The 17,853-nt window shown below is 47.8% G+C and carries 15 protein-coding genes and 1 pseudogene; 9 read left to right on the top strand and 7 right to left on the bottom strand.

The genetic code is table 11. From position 1 onward, the window contains the following. Positions 1 to 21: 21 nt before the first annotated feature. Together murQ and LN737_RS30690 are read left to right on the top strand one after the other, a co-directional pair. Positions 22 to 822 carry an N-acetylmuramic acid 6-phosphate etherase gene (murQ, locus tag LN737_RS30695; RefSeq protein ID WP_405515048.1) on the top strand — a complete coding sequence of 267 codons (801 nt, stop codon included), beginning with the start codon at positions 22 to 24 and terminating at the stop codon, positions 820 to 822. 113 nt (positions 823 to 935) lie between these two features. Then, positions 936 to 1,505: a hypothetical protein gene (locus LN737_RS30690; protein WP_405515046.1), complete on the top strand. Its 570-nt coding sequence runs from the start codon at positions 936 to 938 to the stop codon at positions 1,503 to 1,505. 11 nt (positions 1,506 to 1,516) lie between these two features. On the opposite strand, the gene LN737_RS30685 is transcribed toward LN737_RS30690, so the two are convergent. The 6 genes and pseudogenes from LN737_RS30685 to LN737_RS30660 all read right to left on the bottom strand — a co-directional run bounded on the left by LN737_RS30685 (position 1,517) and on the right by LN737_RS30660 (position 10,306). After that, the gene (locus tag LN737_RS30685) at positions 1,517 to 2,764 is read right to left on the bottom strand and encodes an AGE family epimerase/isomerase (RefSeq protein ID WP_405515044.1); all 1,248 of its coding nucleotides are present in this window, start codon (positions 2,762 to 2,764) and stop codon (positions 1,517 to 1,519) included. A 105-nt stretch (positions 2,765 to 2,869) separates the two neighbouring features. Continuing rightward, positions 2,870 to 5,360 (bottom strand): annotated as a pseudogene (gene lon, locus LN737_RS30680) (endopeptidase La). Between the two features lie 177 nt (positions 5,361 to 5,537). Next, positions 5,538 to 6,050 carry a DUF6702 family protein gene (locus LN737_RS30675; protein WP_405515043.1) on the bottom strand — a complete coding sequence of 171 codons (513 nt, stop codon included), beginning with the start codon at positions 6,048 to 6,050 and terminating at the stop codon, positions 5,538 to 5,540. A gap of 3 nt (positions 6,051 to 6,053) precedes the next feature. After that, entirely contained in the window at positions 6,054 to 7,370 is a 1,317-nt protein-coding gene (gene rseP / locus LN737_RS30670; RefSeq protein WP_405515041.1) for an RIP metalloprotease RseP, read from the bottom strand. A 156-nt stretch (positions 7,371 to 7,526) separates the two neighbouring features. Next, on the bottom strand, positions 7,527 to 8,699 hold the full coding sequence (locus LN737_RS30665; protein ID WP_405515039.1) for a 1-deoxy-D-xylulose-5-phosphate reductoisomerase: 1,173 nt from the start codon (positions 8,697 to 8,699) through the stop codon (positions 7,527 to 7,529). A gap of 104 nt (positions 8,700 to 8,803) precedes the next feature. Then, positions 8,804 to 10,306: a GH3 auxin-responsive promoter family protein gene (locus LN737_RS30660; protein ID WP_405515037.1), complete on the bottom strand. Its 1,503-nt coding sequence runs from the start codon at positions 10,304 to 10,306 to the stop codon at positions 8,804 to 8,806. Between the two features lie 178 nt (positions 10,307 to 10,484). Between LN737_RS30660 and LN737_RS30655 the strand changes: the two genes are divergently transcribed. From LN737_RS30655 to LN737_RS30625, 7 genes are all read left to right on the top strand, one after another. Further along, the gene (locus LN737_RS30655) at positions 10,485 to 11,510 is read left to right on the top strand and encodes a rod shape-determining protein (RefSeq protein ID WP_405515035.1); all 1,026 of its coding nucleotides are present in this window, start codon (positions 10,485 to 10,487) and stop codon (positions 11,508 to 11,510) included. 75 nt (positions 11,511 to 11,585) lie between these two features. Further along, a complete protein-coding gene (mreC, locus tag LN737_RS30650) occupies positions 11,586 to 12,422 on the top strand; it encodes a rod shape-determining protein MreC (RefSeq protein WP_405515034.1) in 837 nt (278 codons plus the stop codon). A gap of 85 nt (positions 12,423 to 12,507) precedes the next feature. Beyond that, positions 12,508 to 13,014, top strand: coding sequence for a hypothetical protein (locus LN737_RS30645; protein WP_405515032.1), 507 nt, complete (start codon positions 12,508 to 12,510; stop codon positions 13,012 to 13,014). An 81-nt stretch (positions 13,015 to 13,095) separates the two neighbouring features. Further along, positions 13,096 to 13,578 (top strand): GAF domain-containing protein, encoded by a 483-nt coding sequence (locus tag LN737_RS30640; RefSeq protein ID WP_405515030.1) that lies wholly within the window; start codon positions 13,096 to 13,098, stop codon positions 13,576 to 13,578. A gap of 98 nt (positions 13,579 to 13,676) precedes the next feature. Then, positions 13,677 to 14,135, top strand: a complete 459-nt coding sequence (locus tag LN737_RS30635; RefSeq protein WP_405515028.1) for a DUF4890 domain-containing protein — start codon at positions 13,677 to 13,679, stop codon at positions 14,133 to 14,135. A 160-nt stretch (positions 14,136 to 14,295) separates the two neighbouring features. Further along, the gene (locus tag LN737_RS30630) at positions 14,296 to 15,366 is read left to right on the top strand and encodes a 6-bladed beta-propeller (RefSeq protein ID WP_405515026.1); all 1,071 of its coding nucleotides are present in this window, start codon (positions 14,296 to 14,298) and stop codon (positions 15,364 to 15,366) included. Positions 15,367 to 15,381: 15 nt separating this feature from the next. Beyond that, a complete protein-coding gene (locus tag LN737_RS30625; RefSeq protein WP_405515024.1) occupies positions 15,382 to 16,911 on the top strand; it encodes a c-type cytochrome domain-containing protein in 1,530 nt (509 codons plus the stop codon). A gap of 187 nt (positions 16,912 to 17,098) precedes the next feature. On the opposite strand, the gene LN737_RS30620 is transcribed toward LN737_RS30625, so the two are convergent. Beyond that, positions 17,099 to 17,800: a TlpA disulfide reductase family protein gene (locus LN737_RS30620; RefSeq protein ID WP_405515023.1), complete on the bottom strand. Its 702-nt coding sequence runs from the start codon at positions 17,798 to 17,800 to the stop codon at positions 17,099 to 17,101. Between the last annotated feature and the right edge of the window lie 53 nt (positions 17,801 to 17,853).

The following is a 17,853-nucleotide window of genomic DNA, read 5'->3' as shown; positions in this document are numbered from 1 at the left end:
AGTGAGTGTTACTTTTGAACTATGATTACTGAAACTACATCTCATTACGACCATTTGGAGCAAATGTCGGTTCACGACTTGCTGGTCAATATTAATAAGGAAGACAAGACCGTACCGTTGGCTATTGAAAAAGCGATTCCGCAAATTGAAGCGCTGGTCACCGAAATTGTAAAGCGCATGAAGGCAGGGGGGCGGCTAATTTATATTGGTGCCGGTACGAGCGGACGCTTAGGCGTAGTAGATGCTTCCGAATGTCCGCCCACCTACGGCGTACCGTTTGATTTGGTCATTGGCCTGATGGCCGGAGGTGATGGTGCTATCCGTAAAGCGGTCGAGTTTGCTGAAGACGATCCTGAACAAGCCTGGAAAGACATTGCCCCCTACGAACCTGATGAGAACGATACGCTTATCGGTATTGCAGCTTCGGGTCGAACGCCCTATGTGATTGGTGGATTGCAGGAGGCCCGTAAAGCGGGCTTACTGACGGGTTGTATTGTTTGTAACGAAGGCTCGGCAGTGGCACAGGCCGCCGAATATCCAGTCGAGGTTGTTGTAGGGCCTGAGTTTGTGACGGGCAGTACGCGCATGAAGGCAGGCACAGCTCAGAAACTGGTGCTCAACATGATTTCTACTTCCGTTATGATACAACTAGGCCGGGTGAAGGGTAATAAAATGGTCGATATGCAATTGACAAACATTAAGTTGCAGGATAGAGCGGCTCGGATGGTTATGAGTGAAATTGGCGTTAGCCGCGAAGAAGCGGAAGCCCTTCTGGAAAAATTTGGCAACGTGCGGGGCGCTATCAACGGCTACAAAAAATGAGTGGTCGGTAAAGTATTTTTCTCTGTTTGAGCGTCTTCTTGTCAAAGGTTATCAGCCTCGCCAAAGCTCTAAACTTTGGCGAGGTTAACGCAACGACAAATCAACAGAACACTATGAACAAGCAGGTATTACTTATTGGTCGTAATCCGATGGTGCTTTCCAATCTGGCGTCGGCTTTGGCTGATGAAGGATTCAGCGTAACGATGACTAAAGCAGTTGAACAGGCAAGTCAGGAATTCAACGGCACCGATTTTGATCTGGTTGCTTTTGGCCGGGGTGTCGATGAAGCAGCCAACGCACAGCTAAGAGCTGATTTTTTAGCTCAAAATCCGAATTTGATTTTTGTTGATGGACTGGCGCCAATCATTTCTTTATTGGTTCAGCAAATCAAACAAGCCCTGGCAGAGAATTTGGTACACGAAAAAATGCTGGCCGAATTTACCTGTCAGCAGGCCGATTGTCTGCGCGTTCGAGCAACGGTAACGGCAGCCTGTCAGCTAACAATCGATCTTTATCAACTGGATGAGGTTCATAATACGCGGCAGAAAACCCTTGTTTCCAATTTTTTTCCGGCCGGTAGTCACACATTTTCTATAGAGATGGTCCCCGAAACGAATTCGACTATCAAATTCCTAGTTGCTCAGGCCAACAATCGCGACCTGATGGTGCTTCCACTTCGGTAGGCGGTGATCAGCTAGGACTTAAGGGAAACTCTGGCCCGGCCTGTTTGCTGTGCGGATTGCAGCTTTTCGCACCTGGGCAATAACTGGATCGTTTCGGTCAGACACCGTATGAGTGAATAGCAACCCACAGCTGGAATTGCTTTCGCTGGTAAAAGTGGCTGTGCGTATTGATCCACAGCCAGATGCCACCCTGTTTGCTTTATATCTGGAAATTGCTGAAAGGTGTAGTCGTGAATACGTTTAAACCATTTTAGACAATCAGGATGTTGGGTATGAACGTACCCTTTCAGTAAAACAGCCAGGGCTTCTACATGCACCCACGCCCATTTTTGTTGCCAGTCGGGGAAAATAAAAGGCTGCCCTTTCAGATCTACGTACTGATTTAAACCGGCTGAGGCTTCGTCCCACGCCTGCTCGCATAGCTGCAAACACCACGTAACAACCTGTGTTGCTAGCTTACGATTGACAAGCCCTGTCTGAGCGGGTTTTGTTACGTTGCTTTGTGCATAGAGATCGAATAAATAACTGGCGGTTTGAAAAGTCAGACCAACATCAAGTCGGCGACCTTCGGGCGTATTGATAAAGGCACCTTCCGGGAGTATATATTCGCGAAGTACATCGGTACGTCGATCAACAAATTCGTGGAGAAGTTCCTGCACTACCTGATCCAGATTTTGTTTCCAGGTTTCTTCATCCAGCAGAGGTTGCATGTCCAGTACAGCTTTCAGGAAAGACACTGGTTCGCTCAGGTGCTTAAGTGGCCGAAATCCACCAATAGTAGTTGCCTGGGCCTGCCGAACTAATTCCCGTCGTTCCAGTACCGTTACGTAGGTTTGTTTAGCCAGCATGGCCCACTCATCATCGCCTGTCGCCCGGTGAATCTGTGCGTAGGCCATAACCGAAAAACAATCCGGTATGCAACTGAACGATGGAGCAACCGGTCGGCCTCGCCGGTCGAGCTGATTGAAACAATGCAGGCTGTCTTCGTGGGCAAACCGGCTTAGAAAGCTGGCCCCGTGTCGGGCGTGCTCAAGCCAGGCTGTCTGACCATCAAGGGTATTATACAACCAGGAAAAAGCCCAGGTCTGCTGCGCCTGATCGATTACAAATTTGTCGCCTTCAATAACCTTTCCCGATGCGTCAAGCATATCAAAATACCCACCGCATTGCTTGTCCCTGCTATGTTTAAGCCAGAAGGGTACCACCTGGCGTAACAAAGCCTGCTGGTACTGGGGGGCGATTTTTGGGAGATCAAGCACGGCATAAAGATAGGATTACTACAGATGCAAATGGAGCGAAATTAATCAGATTTTTATCTGTATTAATCCGCTCCATCAATAGCTTTTGTCTGTTAACGCTGACTATCAGTACACTTTTTCGACTTCCCGATGATCTTTTTCGTCGGGTAATACGAACTTCATCGGCTTGCCAACCTGGTTTGGTAATAAAGCAATGTCCAGCACCTGATCGACATTATCGACGTAGTGGAAGGTCAAATCCTTGATATAGGCCTGATTAATTTCCTCGATGTCTTTACGATTTTTCGAGCAGAGAATAATCTCTTTAACACCTGCCCGGTTAGCCGCCAGAATCTTTTCTTTTATACCGCCCACTGGCAACACTTTACCCCGCAACGTAACCTCACCGGTCATGGCCATATACGGCTTCACTTTACGCTGGGTGTAAATCGATGTCATAGAGGTCAGCATCGTAATACCGGCCGATGGCCCATCTTTCGGAACCGCACCCGCTGGAATATGGATGTGCAGGTCGTAGTTATTGAAAATGCGGTAATCAATGCCTAATTCGTCGCTATGGGCTTTCAGATAAGAAAGTGCGGTTATAGCGGACTCTTTCATTACGTCGCCTAACTGTCCCGATAAGGTCAATACGCCTTTTCCACGGCTCAGGCTCGACTCAATAAGCAGAATTTCGCCACCAACCTGCGTCCAGGCCAGACCCGTGACAATACCCGCCAGATCGTCGTCGGCGTAAAGCTCTTTGTCGAAAATCTCAGCGCCGAGCAGCTTTGGAATATCGACAGCCTTGATCGAGTGGCTGTATTCTTCTTCCATAGCTACCGATTTGGCAATCTTACGTACCAGAGCCCCTATTTTCTGTTCCAGATTCCGAACGCCCGATTCGCGGGTATAACCCTCAATGATTCGCAGAATGGCTTTATCTTCGATCACTAAATCTTTATTGGTCAGACCGTGATCTTTACGTTGTTTCGGAATCAGGTATTTTTTGGCGATCTGAACTTTCTCTTCAACGGTATAGCCAGCAATGTCAATAATTTCCATCCGATCGCGCAGGGCAGGGTGGATGGTATCGAGTGAGTTGGCTGTGGCAATGAATAACACCCTGGAGAGGTCGAACTCTGTTTCAAGGTAGTTGTCCATGAACGTCGAATTCTGCTCAGGGTCGAGTACTTCGAGCAGGGCCGATGATGGATCTCCCCGGAAATCAGAACTGACTTTATCGATTTCGTCCAGAATAAATACTGGGTTGGCAGTACCGCATTTCCGAATATTCTGGATGACTTTGCCCGGCATGGCACCAATGTAGGTTTTACGGTGCCCACGAATTTCGGCTTCGTCGTGAACGCCACCCAGTGCCATACGGCTATATTTCCGACCCAGTGCTTTTGCCACCGATTTTCCCAGCGAGGTTTTACCGACGCCCGGAGGCCCATACAGGCAAAGAATAGGGGCCTTCATGTCGTTTTTCAGTTTCAGCACGGCGAGGTATTCAATAATCCGTTCTTTCACCTTTTCGAGCCCAAAGTGATCCGCATCCAGAATTTTCTGTGCCCGCTTCAGGTCGAAATTATCCTTGGTGTACTCATTCCAGGGTAAATCAACCATCAGCTCGACGTAGTTCATCGTTACCGGATATTCTGGCGCCATCGGGTTGATACGTTGCAGTTTGTTCAGCTCTTTATCGAAATGGCTCCGCACTTCAGCCGGCCATTTCTTGCGGTCAGCTTTCATGCGTATTTCATCAATCTCCCGGTCAGGATTATCCATGCCCAGCTCATCCTGAAGCACCTTCATCTGCTGGCGCAGGTAATAATCGCGTTGCTGCTGATCAAGATCCGAGGAGGCTTTGGTCTGAATTTCGCGCTTCAGTTCCAGTAGCTGAACCTCCCGAAGCATAAATTCCAGCAGCAAATTGGCCTGTTGATTTCCTTCGAGTGTTTCCAGCAGGCGCTGTTTGTCGGCCACATCAGCATTCAGATTCGACGACAGGAAGTGCAGTAAAAACGTCGGGCTTTCGATGTTATCGAGTGCAATACGAGCTTCCTGCGGAATTTCCGGATTAAGCCGCAGCATTTTATAGGCAGCGTCTTTAATCGACTGCAACATCGCCTTCCCTTCTTTTTTGGTCACGCCGGGAAAGGAATCGTCAATCTGGCGGACCTGTGCTGTGATGAAGGGTTCTTCCTGGACAACCTGTTGAATTTCAAAACGTTTTTTGCCCTGGATGATAATGGTAATGTTGCCATCGGGCAGCGTAATCATCTTGATAATATAGGCCACCGTACCAAAGCGGTACAGGTCATCGGCGGTTGGCTCATCTTTCTGCTGATTGAGCTGTGCGGAGACGCCAATAATTCGGTTTCCTTTGTATGCTTTTTTGACCAGCCGGATCGATTTGGCCCGCCCAACCGTAACGGGAATCACCATACCGGGAAACAAAACGGTATTGCGAACCGGCAGTATGGGCAGGTTCGCCGGTAAATCGTAATCGTCGTCTACCCCTTCTGGTGAACCAAGTGGTACAATTTCTAAATTGTCCAGAGTCGAAATCGGCCAGCAACAAACGGGTAGCTAATTCTTTTTCTGAAATCATATATACACTGCCAAGCTGACAGCCTTCATAATATGGTAGGTCCTAAATAATGGAAAGAGGAAGGTAAGAAGCAGCTGCAAGCAACATGCCAACTCATTCCGCTATGACCGTATGGCAGTCTGTATGCAACTAGTGCAAAATTAACTAATTACTACCGTCAGTAGTTAGATAAATTTATTAATCGACGGAAACGTCCTGAACGGGCTGATTTTTGCGAAAGACGAACGTTTTTTTCTGACCCTGGTACTGGATATTTACCATATTAACCTGGTCATCAAAGAATTCCATCAAAACATTTTGCTTCAGCGAGCCGCCCCGAAATGGTTCTGCGTAAGGCATTTCAAGATAAAGCCAGTTTGCATCGACTTCAATTTCGTGCCCAACGTATTTTATTGGTTTCGTTTGTTTCTGCGGACTTACGTAACTGAAGTGAGAAAGGATGTATTTCTCGATCAACGGATCGTTTTTGTCGTTCGGTCCAAGCGCAATTTTGCTGCCCGAAACGGCTGAAAGTGCCTTCTCAAAATCATCAGTAAAGATGCGGATACTAATTTCAAATGACTTTTCCTTTGGATTATACTGCATTTGCGTAACGCTGGCATGAAAATCATGAAGCGTCAGTGGCCGACTGCCCATCAGGCAACCGGCCACTAGTAGTATAAAAATAGCTGGGAGTTTACGCAGTGCCAAGACTTAAAAAACTGCTTTTAATACGTCGTTGAAAATGGCAAATGCCATCAGGCTAAGCAAAATTACCATACCCACACGCTGTGCGCCCTCCAGAAACTTATCGGAAGGTTTTCGTCCTGAAATGATTTCATAGCCGAGAATCGTGGCATGACCACCGTCAAGGGCTGGAATCGGCAGGATGTTGAAGAAGGCAAGCGCCATCGACAGTAAGCCGGTTACGGTCCAGAAACGATCCCACACCCAGATACCGCCAAACAGATTCTGGGCAATGCCAATTGGGCCACTCAAGGCTTTCGACGCCGATACTTCGCCCCGGAAAATTTTCCCGAACCCTTTAATGTTATCGTATACGACCTGAAAAGCCCGCTTGGTACCCACGCTAAGCGCTTCGCCAAAAGTATACTCCTGGGTTGTCATCGGCAGTAGAAACTCCGGATAAAAACCAACCGTACCGTCTGCGGTTGTCGTCATCCGAAGGGTATCAATTTTACCGCTACGGTTGACCGTTAACGTGAGTGGTTTGTTTTTAAGAGGCTTTACGCTCTCCGTAAATTCGTGGTAAAATTGAATTGGTTTGCCATTTACACTGGTAATGACATCGCCCGCTTTTAAACCCGCTTTACTCGCTGGCTGGCCAGGAACCAGTTCAGCTACTTTAAACGGTTCAATCGGCTCAATGAACTGACCCGTGGCTTTTTTGTCGGCCAGTTTGTCGACAAAATCATTGGGAATATAAATATCTTCAAGCTTCCCATTGCGCTCAACGGTGTAAGAGCTGTTATCGCCCAGAAATACATCGGAACTGCGGATTTCGCTGAAATCAGTAATTTCTTTCCCGTTCACTTTCACAATTTTATCCCCCGTCCGAAGGCCAATGCTTTTGGCCAGATCATAGGCCACAATACCATATTTTGCATCTTTAGCCGCCAGATACGTATTACCATTTTTATAGGCGATGATAACAAAAATCAGGATGCCGACGATGACGTTGACAATGATGCCGCCAAGCATCACAATAAGCCGTTGCCAGGCTGGCTTTGCCCTAAATTCGTAAGGCTGTGGCTCGGTATCGGTGTGGGCCGTATCAAGGGATTCGTCAATCATGCCTGATATTTTCACGAAACCACCAAGTGGAATTGCTCCCACTCCGTATTCTGTTTCGCCCCGTTTGATGCTCCAGATTTTGGGTGGAAACCCGATAAAATATTGTTCAACCCGCATGCCAAATGCTTTGGCAGCCAGCAGGTGACCTAATTCGTGTAAACCAACTAAAATAGACAAGCCCAGAATGAGCTGCCCTGCCATCACTAAAATTTCCATTTATTCAAAGGTATGATACGAGCAATTTTAAGATTATTTAACGACTCTGACGTAGTCAATTGATTCCTGAAAGGTTTATTAACCTAAGAGGTTTGCCTGCAATGCGGTACGTTATAGTGGTAAAAACGTCAATTGTAAGTGATATAATGTAAACAGCTAAACCAAACTTTTAATTCGCTCCTGTGCTAACCGACGGGTTTCTTCATCGGTATGGACGTAGTCGTCGTAGGTGGGCGTTTGAACGAAGGTTGTTTTTGCTAAGCACGATTCTATGATCTCCGAGATTTCCAGAAAACCGATCCGGTCGTGCAGAAAGGCATCAACGGCGACTTCATTGGCGGCATTGATAATGCACGGCGCGTTGCCGGCGCGTTCGAGTGCATCGAACGCGAGTTGCAAATTACGGAAGGTTTCCCGGTCGGGCTGCTCAAACGTCAATGAGGGATAATCCATAAAATTAAAGCGCGGGAAATCAGATTTCAACCGGTTCGGATAGCCCAGTGCAAACTGAATGGGCAGACGCATGTCGGGCAGCCCCATCTGCGCCTTCAGGCTTCCATCTTCGAACTGTACCAGTGAATGAATGATGCTCTGCGGATGAACCACTACGTCAATTTGATCCGAACGGGTGCCAAATAGCCAGCGGGCTTCTATCACTTCCAGCCCTTTGTTCATGAGCGTAGCCGAGTCGATGGTGATTTTCGCGCCCATCGTCCAGTTGGGGTGCTTCAGTGCCTGAGCCTTCGTTACGGTTGATAAAAACTCCCTTGATTTTCCTCGAAACGGTCCGCCCGATGCGGTCAGAATGATCTTTTCAATTGGATTATGAAACTCACCGACCAGGCATTGGAATATAGCAGAGTGCTCCGAGTCGACGGGGTAGATGTTTACACCTTTCTGCGCGGCCAGTCGCGTAATCAGTTCGCCGGCAACAACCAGCGTTTCTTTATTCGCCAGCGCGATGGATTTACCGGCCTCAATGGCTTTGATAGTCGGCAACAAACCGGCGTAGCCAACCATAGCGGTCAGCACCATATCGACTGTATCCATCTGCACGACAGATGCAATGGCTTTTGCCCCGGCGTAGACTTTAATGCCTAATGGGTCAAGCGCTGCAAAAACCTGGTCGTAATAGGCTTCATTGCAAATAACCACTACGTTGGGTTTCAGATCAATAGCTTGCTGAATCAGCAATTCGGCATTGGTATTCGTTGTCAGCACCTCAACCTGAAACTGGTCGGGGTTGGCCTTTATCACATCAACGGCCTGTGTTCCAATAGAACCCGTTGAGCCGAGAATAGCAATATGACGTTTTTTCGTTGCGGTCATGTATGTTGTAGCAAGTCAAAATTGACTGTTACGTTTAATTCTTCTTAGAGGGCGCGAATGAAGTAAATAGCCTCACGGTCAGCTACTAGCTATTTCATTATTCATTACGCATTCTGCATTATCTCTACCAATCCATCTGCAATCTTTCGGTCGTTGGACAGGCGAGGAACTTTGTTTTGGCCACCCAGCTTGCCCTGCGATTTCATGTAGCGTTGAAAAGCACTACGCGGCAGGCTCGTTAGTTTTAAAGGTTGCAAAATAGAGCCGGTAATGAGATCCTTGTAGTAAATATTCAATTGAATCAGACGGTTGTCGACATCGCGGGCAAACGCGTCCAGATCGTTTGGGGAAGTAGCAAACTCAACCAGCCATTCGTGATACGGTAAACCGTCTTTCGGGCTGACCATCGGCGCTACGGTAAACTCAACGACTTCAGTTTCCGGATGCTTCTGCATTGCGTCTTTCAGCGCTTTCTCGACCTCTTCGCCAATTACGTGTTCGCCAAAGGCCGAAATAAAATGCTTGATACGTCCTGTTACGACCAGCCGATAAGGCTCTCTGGACACAAATTTGACAGTATCACCCAAAGAGTAGCCCCATAAGCCCGCATTGTTGTTGATAATAACCGCGTAATTTTTGCCTAGCTCTACGTCACCAATCGTCAGCCGACGCGGATTGTCGGTGAAAAATTCATCGGCAGCAATAAACTCGTAGAAGATGCCGCTGTCGAGCAGCATTAACAGACCTTCTTCGGTTTGCGAATCCTGAAAAGCAATAAAGCCTTCAGAAGCTGGGTATGTTTCAATGGAATCGATGCGCTTGCCGATGCTCTCGAACAATTTGGCGCGGTATGGCTCGAAATTGACGCCACCGTATACAAATAGCGAGAAATCAGGAAAGACATCTTTAATAAGTTTACCGGTACGTTCCTGAATCCGGTCAAAATACATCTGGACCCAGGGCGGAATACCCGAAATCAGCGACATGGGCTGGGGCAGCGTTTCGTCGATGATACGTTCCAGTTTTGTTTCCCAGTCGTCAATCACATTGGTTTCATAACTGGGCAACTGATTGGTTCGTAAATAGGCCGGCACGTGGTGATTGACGATGCCCGATAGCCGCCCAATGTTTATGCCTGCTTTTTGGGTCAGTTCGGGACTGCCAGACAGAAAAATGAGTTTTTTATCCAGAAACGCGCTGTTGCCTGTTTCGTTAACGTAATTAAGCAGTGCGTCGCGGGCTGAGTTGATGTGGTTTGGAATAGAATCTTCAGTGATGGGAATGTATTTGGTGCCTGATGTCGTGCCCGACGTTTTTGCGAAGTACAAGGGTTTTCCTTTCCAGAGTACGTCTGTATCACCATTCAGAATCTGCTCAACATAGGGTTTCAGGTCTTCATAATCCCGCACCGGAACAGCCTGCCGAAACTCCTCAATTGTTTGTACGTCGCTAAGGCGATGGTCGCGGCCAAATACCGTCTGGCGACCTACTTTGATCAACTGCCGAAACCAGCGTTGCTGAACGTCGGCGGGCTGATACATCCAACCCTGCTGGCGCTCTACCACCCACTTAGCCAAAGGCTTACTGACAACTGAACGAATTCCCATAATAGCACAAAAGTAACGCTAATTTGAATGATGCGTGAAGAATGATAAATGATTAGCTTTCATGGGCATTTCAGAATCATTCGTCATTCTTCATTCATCATTGTGGCTAAGAATCTCTATTTTTGCAAACTTTTCAAAAACTGTATTCGTAATAGGGCGTTCTGCGTTTAACATACTAATGGGACTTTTTAATTTTCTAACCAGCGACATTGCGATTGACCTGGGCACAGCGAACACCTTGATTATTCACAAGGACCGGATTGTGGTAGATGAGCCTTCGATTATTGCAATGGATAAGGCAAGCGGCAAAGTGCTGGCAATTGGCCATAAAGCCATGCAGATGCACGAAAAGACAAACGAAAATATTAAGACGATTCGTCCACTGAAAGATGGCGTGATTGCCGATTTTACGGCAGCCGAGCTAATGATTCGGGGGATGATCAAAATGATAGATACCGGTAGTAAGCTCTTTTCGCCATCGCACCGGATGGTGATTTGCATTCCTTCGGGCATTACGGAAGTAGAAAAACGGGCGGTTAAAGATTCAGCCGAACATGCGGGCGCGAAAGAAGTGTATATGGTGCACGAGCCTATTGCTGCCGCCATCGGTATTGGCATTGATATTACTCAGCCCAACGGCACGATGATTGTCGATATTGGCGGTGGAACGACCGAAATCGCGGTAATTGCTCTATCGGGGATTGTCTGCGAACAGTCGATACGTATTGCCGGGGATGTGTTTACCCGTGACATTGTCGATTACATGCGCCGGGAGCACAATTTGCTGATTGGCGAACGTTCGGCCGAGCAGATCAAAATGGAAGTCGGTTCGGCTCTTCCTGAACTCGATAACCCACCCGCCGACTACGAAATCCGCGGCCGTGACCTGATGACGGGGATTCCCAAAGAAATTAAGGTTACGTACAGCGAAATTGCCTATTCACTCGACAAGTCGATTTCTAAAATCGAAGAAGCTACCATGAAAGCGCTGGAAATATCGCCACCGGAATTGTCGGCTGATATTTACACCAACGGCATTCACCTGACAGGGGGAGGGGCTTTGCTGCACGGGCTCGACAAGCGGCTGGGTGCCAAAACCAAACTACCCATTCACGTAGCCGATGATCCGCTCAAGGCCGTTGTGAAAGGTACGGGCGAGGTGATCAAAAACCTCGATATGTATAAGTCCGTTCTGATCAGCTAACGTAGTGCCGGGCCGTTGACCCGGCTGTGTGCCAATTGCTATACAGTTGGGCTAAAGGCCCGGCACTACACTATTATGGGAGAGTTAGTTGACTTTTTCATCCGAAGTCGTCATTTCATCTTGTTTGTGTTGCTGGAAGTTCTCTGCTTCTACTTCATCATCAACACCAGCAATTACTGGAGTGCTACGTATTTCAATACGTCGAACCGCTACGCGGCAAAGGTATTGGCATTGGCCAATGCGGCTAATGAATATGCGAGTTTGCGGGAGGTAAATGCGGATCTGGCACTGGAAAATCAGCAGCTTAACGCGCGACTGACACAACTGTTGCAGAGTAAGCCCGTGGCTCCGGCGGCTTATCAGGCTGATTCAGCCTTCGCCAGTCGGTTTAAATTTACGGTGGCCAAAGTGGTCAATAACACCACTCAGTTTGCCAATAATTACATTACGATCGATAAAGGTACCGACGATGGGCTGCTGCCAGGCATGGGCGTAATATCACCAACGGGGGTTGTCGGAAAAGTGAAAATTTGTAATCCGCACTTCTCGATTGTTACGTCTATTCTGCATTCGGAATATCTGGTATCCTCGCAGTTGGTGAAAGCCAACGAGATCGGGACGGCACGTTGGGACGGAGTTGATCCAAAACTGATTAAGCTACTGGATATATCCCGGTATAGGCCGGTTAGCAAGGGCGATTCAGTTGTTACGTCGAGCCGGAACTCAACGTTTCCGCCAGGTATTCTGGTCGGCCGTGTTCGCTCAATTGGTCTGCAGCCAAACCAGACTTTTCATGATATTACGCTCGACCTGTCGACCGATTTCAGCAATCTGGCGTTTGTGTATGTGATTGAAAACCGATTGCAGGCCGAACAGGAGCAACTGGAAAAACAAGTTGAAAAAGAAAAATAGTTAGCTGATTAATCCGTTGATGAGTCGGCGGGTCGCTGACAAATCAGTGCTACTGACGGGCCGACCAATCGACCAATACCCCACAATGACCCTACGCGAAATCCTGTCTACGATACTCCTGTTCGTTCTGTATCTGATCCTGCAGATTATGCTTGTTCGGAATGTCGTGCTGTTCGATTACGCGTTTTGCTTTATCTACATTGCCTGCATTCTGCTGCTGCCGAACGAAACCAGCCAGACCTGGGTGTTGTTGATCGCTTTTGCGACGGGCGTTGTGGTCGATACGTTTTATAACACGCTGGGAATGCACGCAGCCGCTACGGTGCTGATGGCTTATTGCCGACCGTTTGTTGTACGGACACAAATTGACGTACCGGGTATTGAAACCCGCATAGAATTTGGTTTGCGGCAACTGGGCGCAGGCGCTTTTTTCCGCTACGTATTGATATTGACGTTCATTCATCATACGGCTTTATTCTTCATCGAAGCGAGCAGTCTGGCACTGATTGTGCCAACCTTAATCCGGGTCGTTGCCAGTACGTTATTCACAACCGTAAGTATTGTGCTTATTCAGTTCTTCACCAGAAACTAAAACGTATCAAAGCGTGTCAGGAATCAGTAGGATATAGCAAACGCTACGTAGCACCTGACTGCGTTTGATAATCGTTGACCCATGGCTGAAACACTTGTTATTCCCCAAACCACTGACCGTCGGGCTATTTACGACAGCCTGATTCCGCAGATTGCCGCCCTGATTGAGGGAGAAACCGATCTGGTAGCTAACCTTGCCAATATTACGGCTGCCCTGAAAGAAGCCTTCGGGTTTTTCTGGGTTGGCTTCTACCTCGCAAAAGAAAATCAGTTGGTACTTGGGCCCTTTCAGGGACCGATTGCCTGCACACGTATTGCATTTGGCAAAGGCGTATGCGGAGCGGCCTATACACGTGGAGAAACCATTCTGGTACCTGACGTTGACCAGTTTCCGGGGCATATTGCGTGTAGTTCGGCTTCAAAATCAGAAGTCGTAGTGCCGGTATTTGATCGGGAGGGAAACGTAAGGATGGTGCTGGATGTCGACAGTGATCAACTAAACGATTTCAGTGAAGCCGATGCCAAAGGGCTTGAACAAATTGCTGCTCTCATTACTGCACTCTAGGCTGTCTGGCAGCAGTTAAGAAGTAATTAAATTCAAAAAAGGCATTAAACCCGGGCCTGTTTTCTGCGTCTTAGATTCGTATCTAACGAATAAGGACCATGTTTAAGAAAATTGCATTGAGCGGGCTTATGCTCTCTCTCCTCTCACTGCCGCTTTGGGCTCAACAAACGGCTACCCCCGATTCACCAGCGCAGACAACCACCCGAATGGGACGTAACGGGTCTATGAGGGATCATCAAATGGGTACGCCCGAAACCCGGGCCCGTAAGATGACCGATCGGATGACGCAGCACTTAGGGTTAGACCAAGCTACGTCGCAGAAATTGTATGATGCAACCCTGGCGCGTGCGCAGAAAGTAGACGCTATTCAGGCCAGTTCCGATGATAACCGTGCGAAAGCGCAGGCTTTGAAAGCGAACGCTGATGATTTTAAAGCAAAGTTGCAAAGCATTCTGACGCCCGATCAGTTTGCCAAACTTCAGTCGATGAAAGGCAAAATGCGCCACGGCCGGGGTGGTCGTCCTGACGACACAAAAAGCGAAAGCGGGGAGAAGTAAACGATTGTCAATGAATTGCCGGCTGCCTGTTGATCGACGTATACGTCAGTCGACAGGCAGCCGGTTTTTTAATTGCCTGTCAGGCTTCTCCCTGAGGCCAGTTGCAGTAAAGTTTACGGATTCGGTCCTTTTGACCGAAACGTATTCTACTTTCAATGCCATGGCTTCCTTTCACTCGCGTCGGTCATTTATCCGGCAGTCGTCGCTAGCAGCGATAACCGGCCTTGCAACCCCGTCAATGCTTTCGGCCAGAACGCGCTCCGTCAGCACGGAAACCACTATGATTGGCCATAATAATTTCCGGTACCGTGTTGTGCCCGGCTGGGGTGTTCTGGATGCCAGCAAGAATCCGGTAAATGATTGCCATGAGATGGTAGAGGATGCTAAAGGACGTATCATTCTGCTTACCAACGAGACCAAAAACAATGTGCTTATTTATGATAAATCGGGTAAACTGCTCGAAACCTGGGGGACTACCTACCCCGGCGCACATGGTTTGACACTGGGTGGAGAAGGTAACGATCAATATTTAATCATAACCGATTATGAGCGTCATCAGGTCGTTAAAACCGATTTGAAAGGACGGGAATTGATGAAAATTGACTACCCGCGAGAAACCGGTAAATACGATTATCCTACCCAATTTAAACCGACCGAAACGGCCATCAACCCAGCTAACGGCGACATCTATGTAGTAGACGGGTATGGGTTGAATTACGTCATGCAGTATGACAAATCGGGTAAACTGATACGGACGTTTGGTGGCAAAGGCGAAACCAACGATACGTTCGACTGCTGCCACGGCATTGTGGTTGATCGGCGGGTAGCGAGCAACCCAACATTGCTGGTTACCGACCGTCGGCACAACGCGCTTAAGCGCTTCTCGCTGGATGGGAAATACCTGTCGACCATTCCGCTGCCGGGTTCTTACATCTGTCGGCCGGTTATTCATGGAGAGAATATCTACGGGGCTGTTTTCCGGAGTACGTCCGACGCCTATCCAGATTCAGGCTACATTACAATTCTGGATAAAAACGACCGGGTTGTATCCACGCCGGGCGGTACGGAACCGGTTTATCAGGACGGTAAACTAGCCGAGCAGCGAAAGGACCGTAACAACTCGCCATTTTTACATCCGCACGACGTACTGGTGGATGAAGATCATAATATTTATGTCGCTCAGTGGGCTTCCAAAAAAACGTATCCCATCAAGCTTGAGCGAGTTGCCTGATTTTACGCACGAATAATGAAGATAGTAATGCTGCTTCAGGCTACGGCTGAAAAACCTGCTGACTGGGTACTTTTCTGGGGACATTTCCACCCACTTATAGTTCATTTGCCGATTGGTTTTCTGCTGATTGCCGGGCTGCTCGAACTAGACCGACTTACTCGCCGGAATTCGGTGAGCGTGCATACCATTACGTTGATTTTATTCTGGTCGGCGGTAAGTGCTACGATGGCCTGCCTGTTTGGGTATATGCTGTCGCTGGCAGGCGGCTATGACGACGAAACGCTTAGTTCGCACAAATGGCAGGGGATTGCTGTTGCCGTTTTTGCCTGGATCGCCTGGGCGGTTAAGTCGGAGAATCTGGGACGTATCGTTCCATTTGCCCCCATTCTGTACCTGCCAACGCTGGGTATAGCTCTGGTCTTATTGCTTTCTACCGGCCATCTGGGAGGTAACCTGACGCATGGCTCGGATTATCTGACACAATACGCGCCCGGTCCAATCCGAACACTAGCGGGCTTATCGCCCAAACAACCTGAACTTAAATTTGAGCCGATTACGGATGTGAATCAAGCCAAAGTGTATCAGCAGATTGTCAATCCGATTCTGCAAACACGCTGTGTTCAATGCCATAACGCCGACAAATCGAAGGCTAAATTGCGGTTGGATTCACCCGATCAGATTAAAAAAGGGTACGAAGATGGGCCGGTGCTCGTGGCAGGCAACAGCAAGACCAGTGAACTGGTAAAAGCCTGCCTGTTGCCTGAAGAAGATGATCACCACATGCCGCCAAAAGGTAAACCTCAGTTGACGGAGAGCCAGATAGCTATACTGACCTGGTGGATTGATCAGGGCGCTACGTTCGACAAAAAAGTATCGGAGCTAAAGGTCAATGATGCCATTCGCCCCGTTTTGGCTTCGCTGGGTGGTAACGGACCAGTTGAATCAGGCGGCCCGAACGTAGCAAATGCCGGACCCGCCCCTGAATCGCCCGTGTTGACAATGAAACTGCCGGCCGCCGACCCAAAAGTTATTGAGGAGGTCAGGAAAATGGGCTTATTGGTACTGCCGTTGTCGAAAGAGCAGAACCAGCTGGAAGTTAGCGCGGTAAACGCCCGTAGCTTCAACGATGCACAAGCGGCTATCTTGCCGAAACTTGCCAGTCAGATCGTCTGGTTACGTCTGGGCGATACCGAAATCTCCGACGCTACGTTAGCTCAGGTTGCTAAACTGAAGAATTTGCAGAAGCTGCACCTGGAACAAACGAAAGTCACAGACGCCGGTCTCAAACAGCTGAATGGATTAGCCAATCTGGAGTACCTGAATCTGTATGGAACGGCCGTGACTGACGCTGGTCTGGCTGAACTTCCGAATCTGAAAAATCTGAAGACTGTTTATCTGTGGCAAACCAAAGTGACCGAGCAGGGTATCGCTGATCTGAAAAAAGCCATGCCCAAACTCGATATCATCGGTGGCCTTGATGAGAAAGCCATTGCCGAACTCGCCAAAGCATCAAATGAGCAAAAAAGCGAAGAACCAAAGAAGTAGTTGGCTGTAAGAAATAGAAGCTGCCGGGCCATCGGAGCCGTAAGAATTATTTTACGTTTTCAACCTGTTCTTAACAAAAGTTCGCGAGAAGCTTCACCAAAAATTTAAGAAAGAGTATATAGTAAATAGATTATTTTTAATTGCATTTTTAAAGTTTGGTTTACATAATGCCACTTATACAACAGGTTCAGTTGCTTTCCAAGACCTTATCAATAGCAGCTATGAGTCGATTATCGAGCATGGCTTTATTTGTTTGGGAATTAGACGATAAACCTGTGTAAATATCCTCAATAACACCCGTTGAGGAAATAACGAAATGACTGGGGTACCCCTCAACAGCTAAAGCAGAAATAAGCCCTTGAGCTTGAGGCAAAACAGTGTATGTGAATCGACGTTTTGATAGAAGCTTCTGAATTCGGACAGCTGACTCAGGGGCAGGAGCAATAAAGACAATATTTTTACCTGTGTACTTGGCCATTAAATCACTTAAAAGGGGCATCTCCTCGATACAGGGCCCACAAGTTGTTGACCAGAAATTAATAACGATTAATTTTCCTTTCAAGGAGGTGTTGCTATATACGTTACCCTGAATGTCCTTTAACGAGAAGGTTGGTAGCTGCTTACCAATCCATTTTGCTTTAAATTGATCTATTGGATTATCAGCCAATACTTCAAAGATAATCTGAGTTTCATGCTCTTTGTGGATTACATTCATCTGAGCAATGGGCTTACCTCTATTCGCTGTTTGAATGCTATCGAATTGTTGTGGAGTATATCGAGTACCCCGTGGATCAATGTATACTTTCGGTTTTACCGATTGAGCCCATCCTATCAAACTAACTAGAAATAAGGAAACAACCGGTAAGGTATGACGCAGTAAGTTTATCATAGTCGATTTGAACAATTTGGGGTACATGTCAATGCAATATAGACTGTTGTTCC

It is taken from the genome of Spirosoma sp. KNUC1025 (genome assembly GCF_045160025.1).
Lineage (GTDB): Bacteria > Bacteroidota > Bacteroidia > Cytophagales > Spirosomataceae > Spirosoma.
The sequence above is the reverse complement of the archived record's forward strand: the minus strand, read 5'-3'. Positions and strand labels throughout refer to the sequence as shown.

Bases quoted from the DNA above. Each gene is read 5' to 3' on its own strand.
- LN737_RS30640 (WP_405515030.1), top strand. From the start codon at position 13,096: ATGGCTGAAACACTTGTTATTCCCCAAACCACTGACCGTCGGGCTATT.
- LN737_RS30625 (WP_405515024.1), top strand. From the start codon at position 15,382: ATGAAGATAGTAATGCTGCTTCAGGCTACGGCTGAAAAACCTGCTGAC.
- LN737_RS30665 (WP_405515039.1), bottom strand. From the start codon at position 8,699: ATGACCGCAACGAAAAAACGTCATATTGCTATTCTCGGCTCAACGGGT.
- LN737_RS30635 (WP_405515028.1), top strand. From the start codon at position 13,677: ATGTTTAAGAAAATTGCATTGAGCGGGCTTATGCTCTCTCTCCTCTCA.
- LN737_RS30630 (WP_405515026.1), top strand. From the start codon at position 14,296: ATGGCTTCCTTTCACTCGCGTCGGTCATTTATCCGGCAGTCGTCGCTA.
- LN737_RS30660 (WP_405515037.1), bottom strand. From the start codon at position 10,306: ATGGGAATTCGTTCAGTTGTCAGTAAGCCTTTGGCTAAGTGGGTGGTA.
- rseP (WP_405515041.1), bottom strand. From the start codon at position 7,370: ATGGAAATTTTAGTGATGGCAGGGCAGCTCATTCTGGGCTTGTCTATT.
- LN737_RS30655 (WP_405515035.1), top strand. From the start codon at position 10,485: ATGGGACTTTTTAATTTTCTAACCAGCGACATTGCGATTGACCTGGGC.
- LN737_RS30620 (WP_405515023.1), bottom strand. From the start codon at position 17,800: ATGATAAACTTACTGCGTCATACCTTACCGGTTGTTTCCTTATTTCTA.
- LN737_RS30690 (WP_405515046.1), top strand. From the start codon at position 936: ATGAACAAGCAGGTATTACTTATTGGTCGTAATCCGATGGTGCTTTCC.
- mreC (WP_405515034.1), top strand. From the start codon at position 11,586: ATGGGAGAGTTAGTTGACTTTTTCATCCGAAGTCGTCATTTCATCTTG.
- murQ (WP_405515048.1), top strand. From the start codon at position 22: ATGATTACTGAAACTACATCTCATTACGACCATTTGGAGCAAATGTCG.
- LN737_RS30645 (WP_405515032.1), top strand. From the start codon at position 12,508: ATGACCCTACGCGAAATCCTGTCTACGATACTCCTGTTCGTTCTGTAT.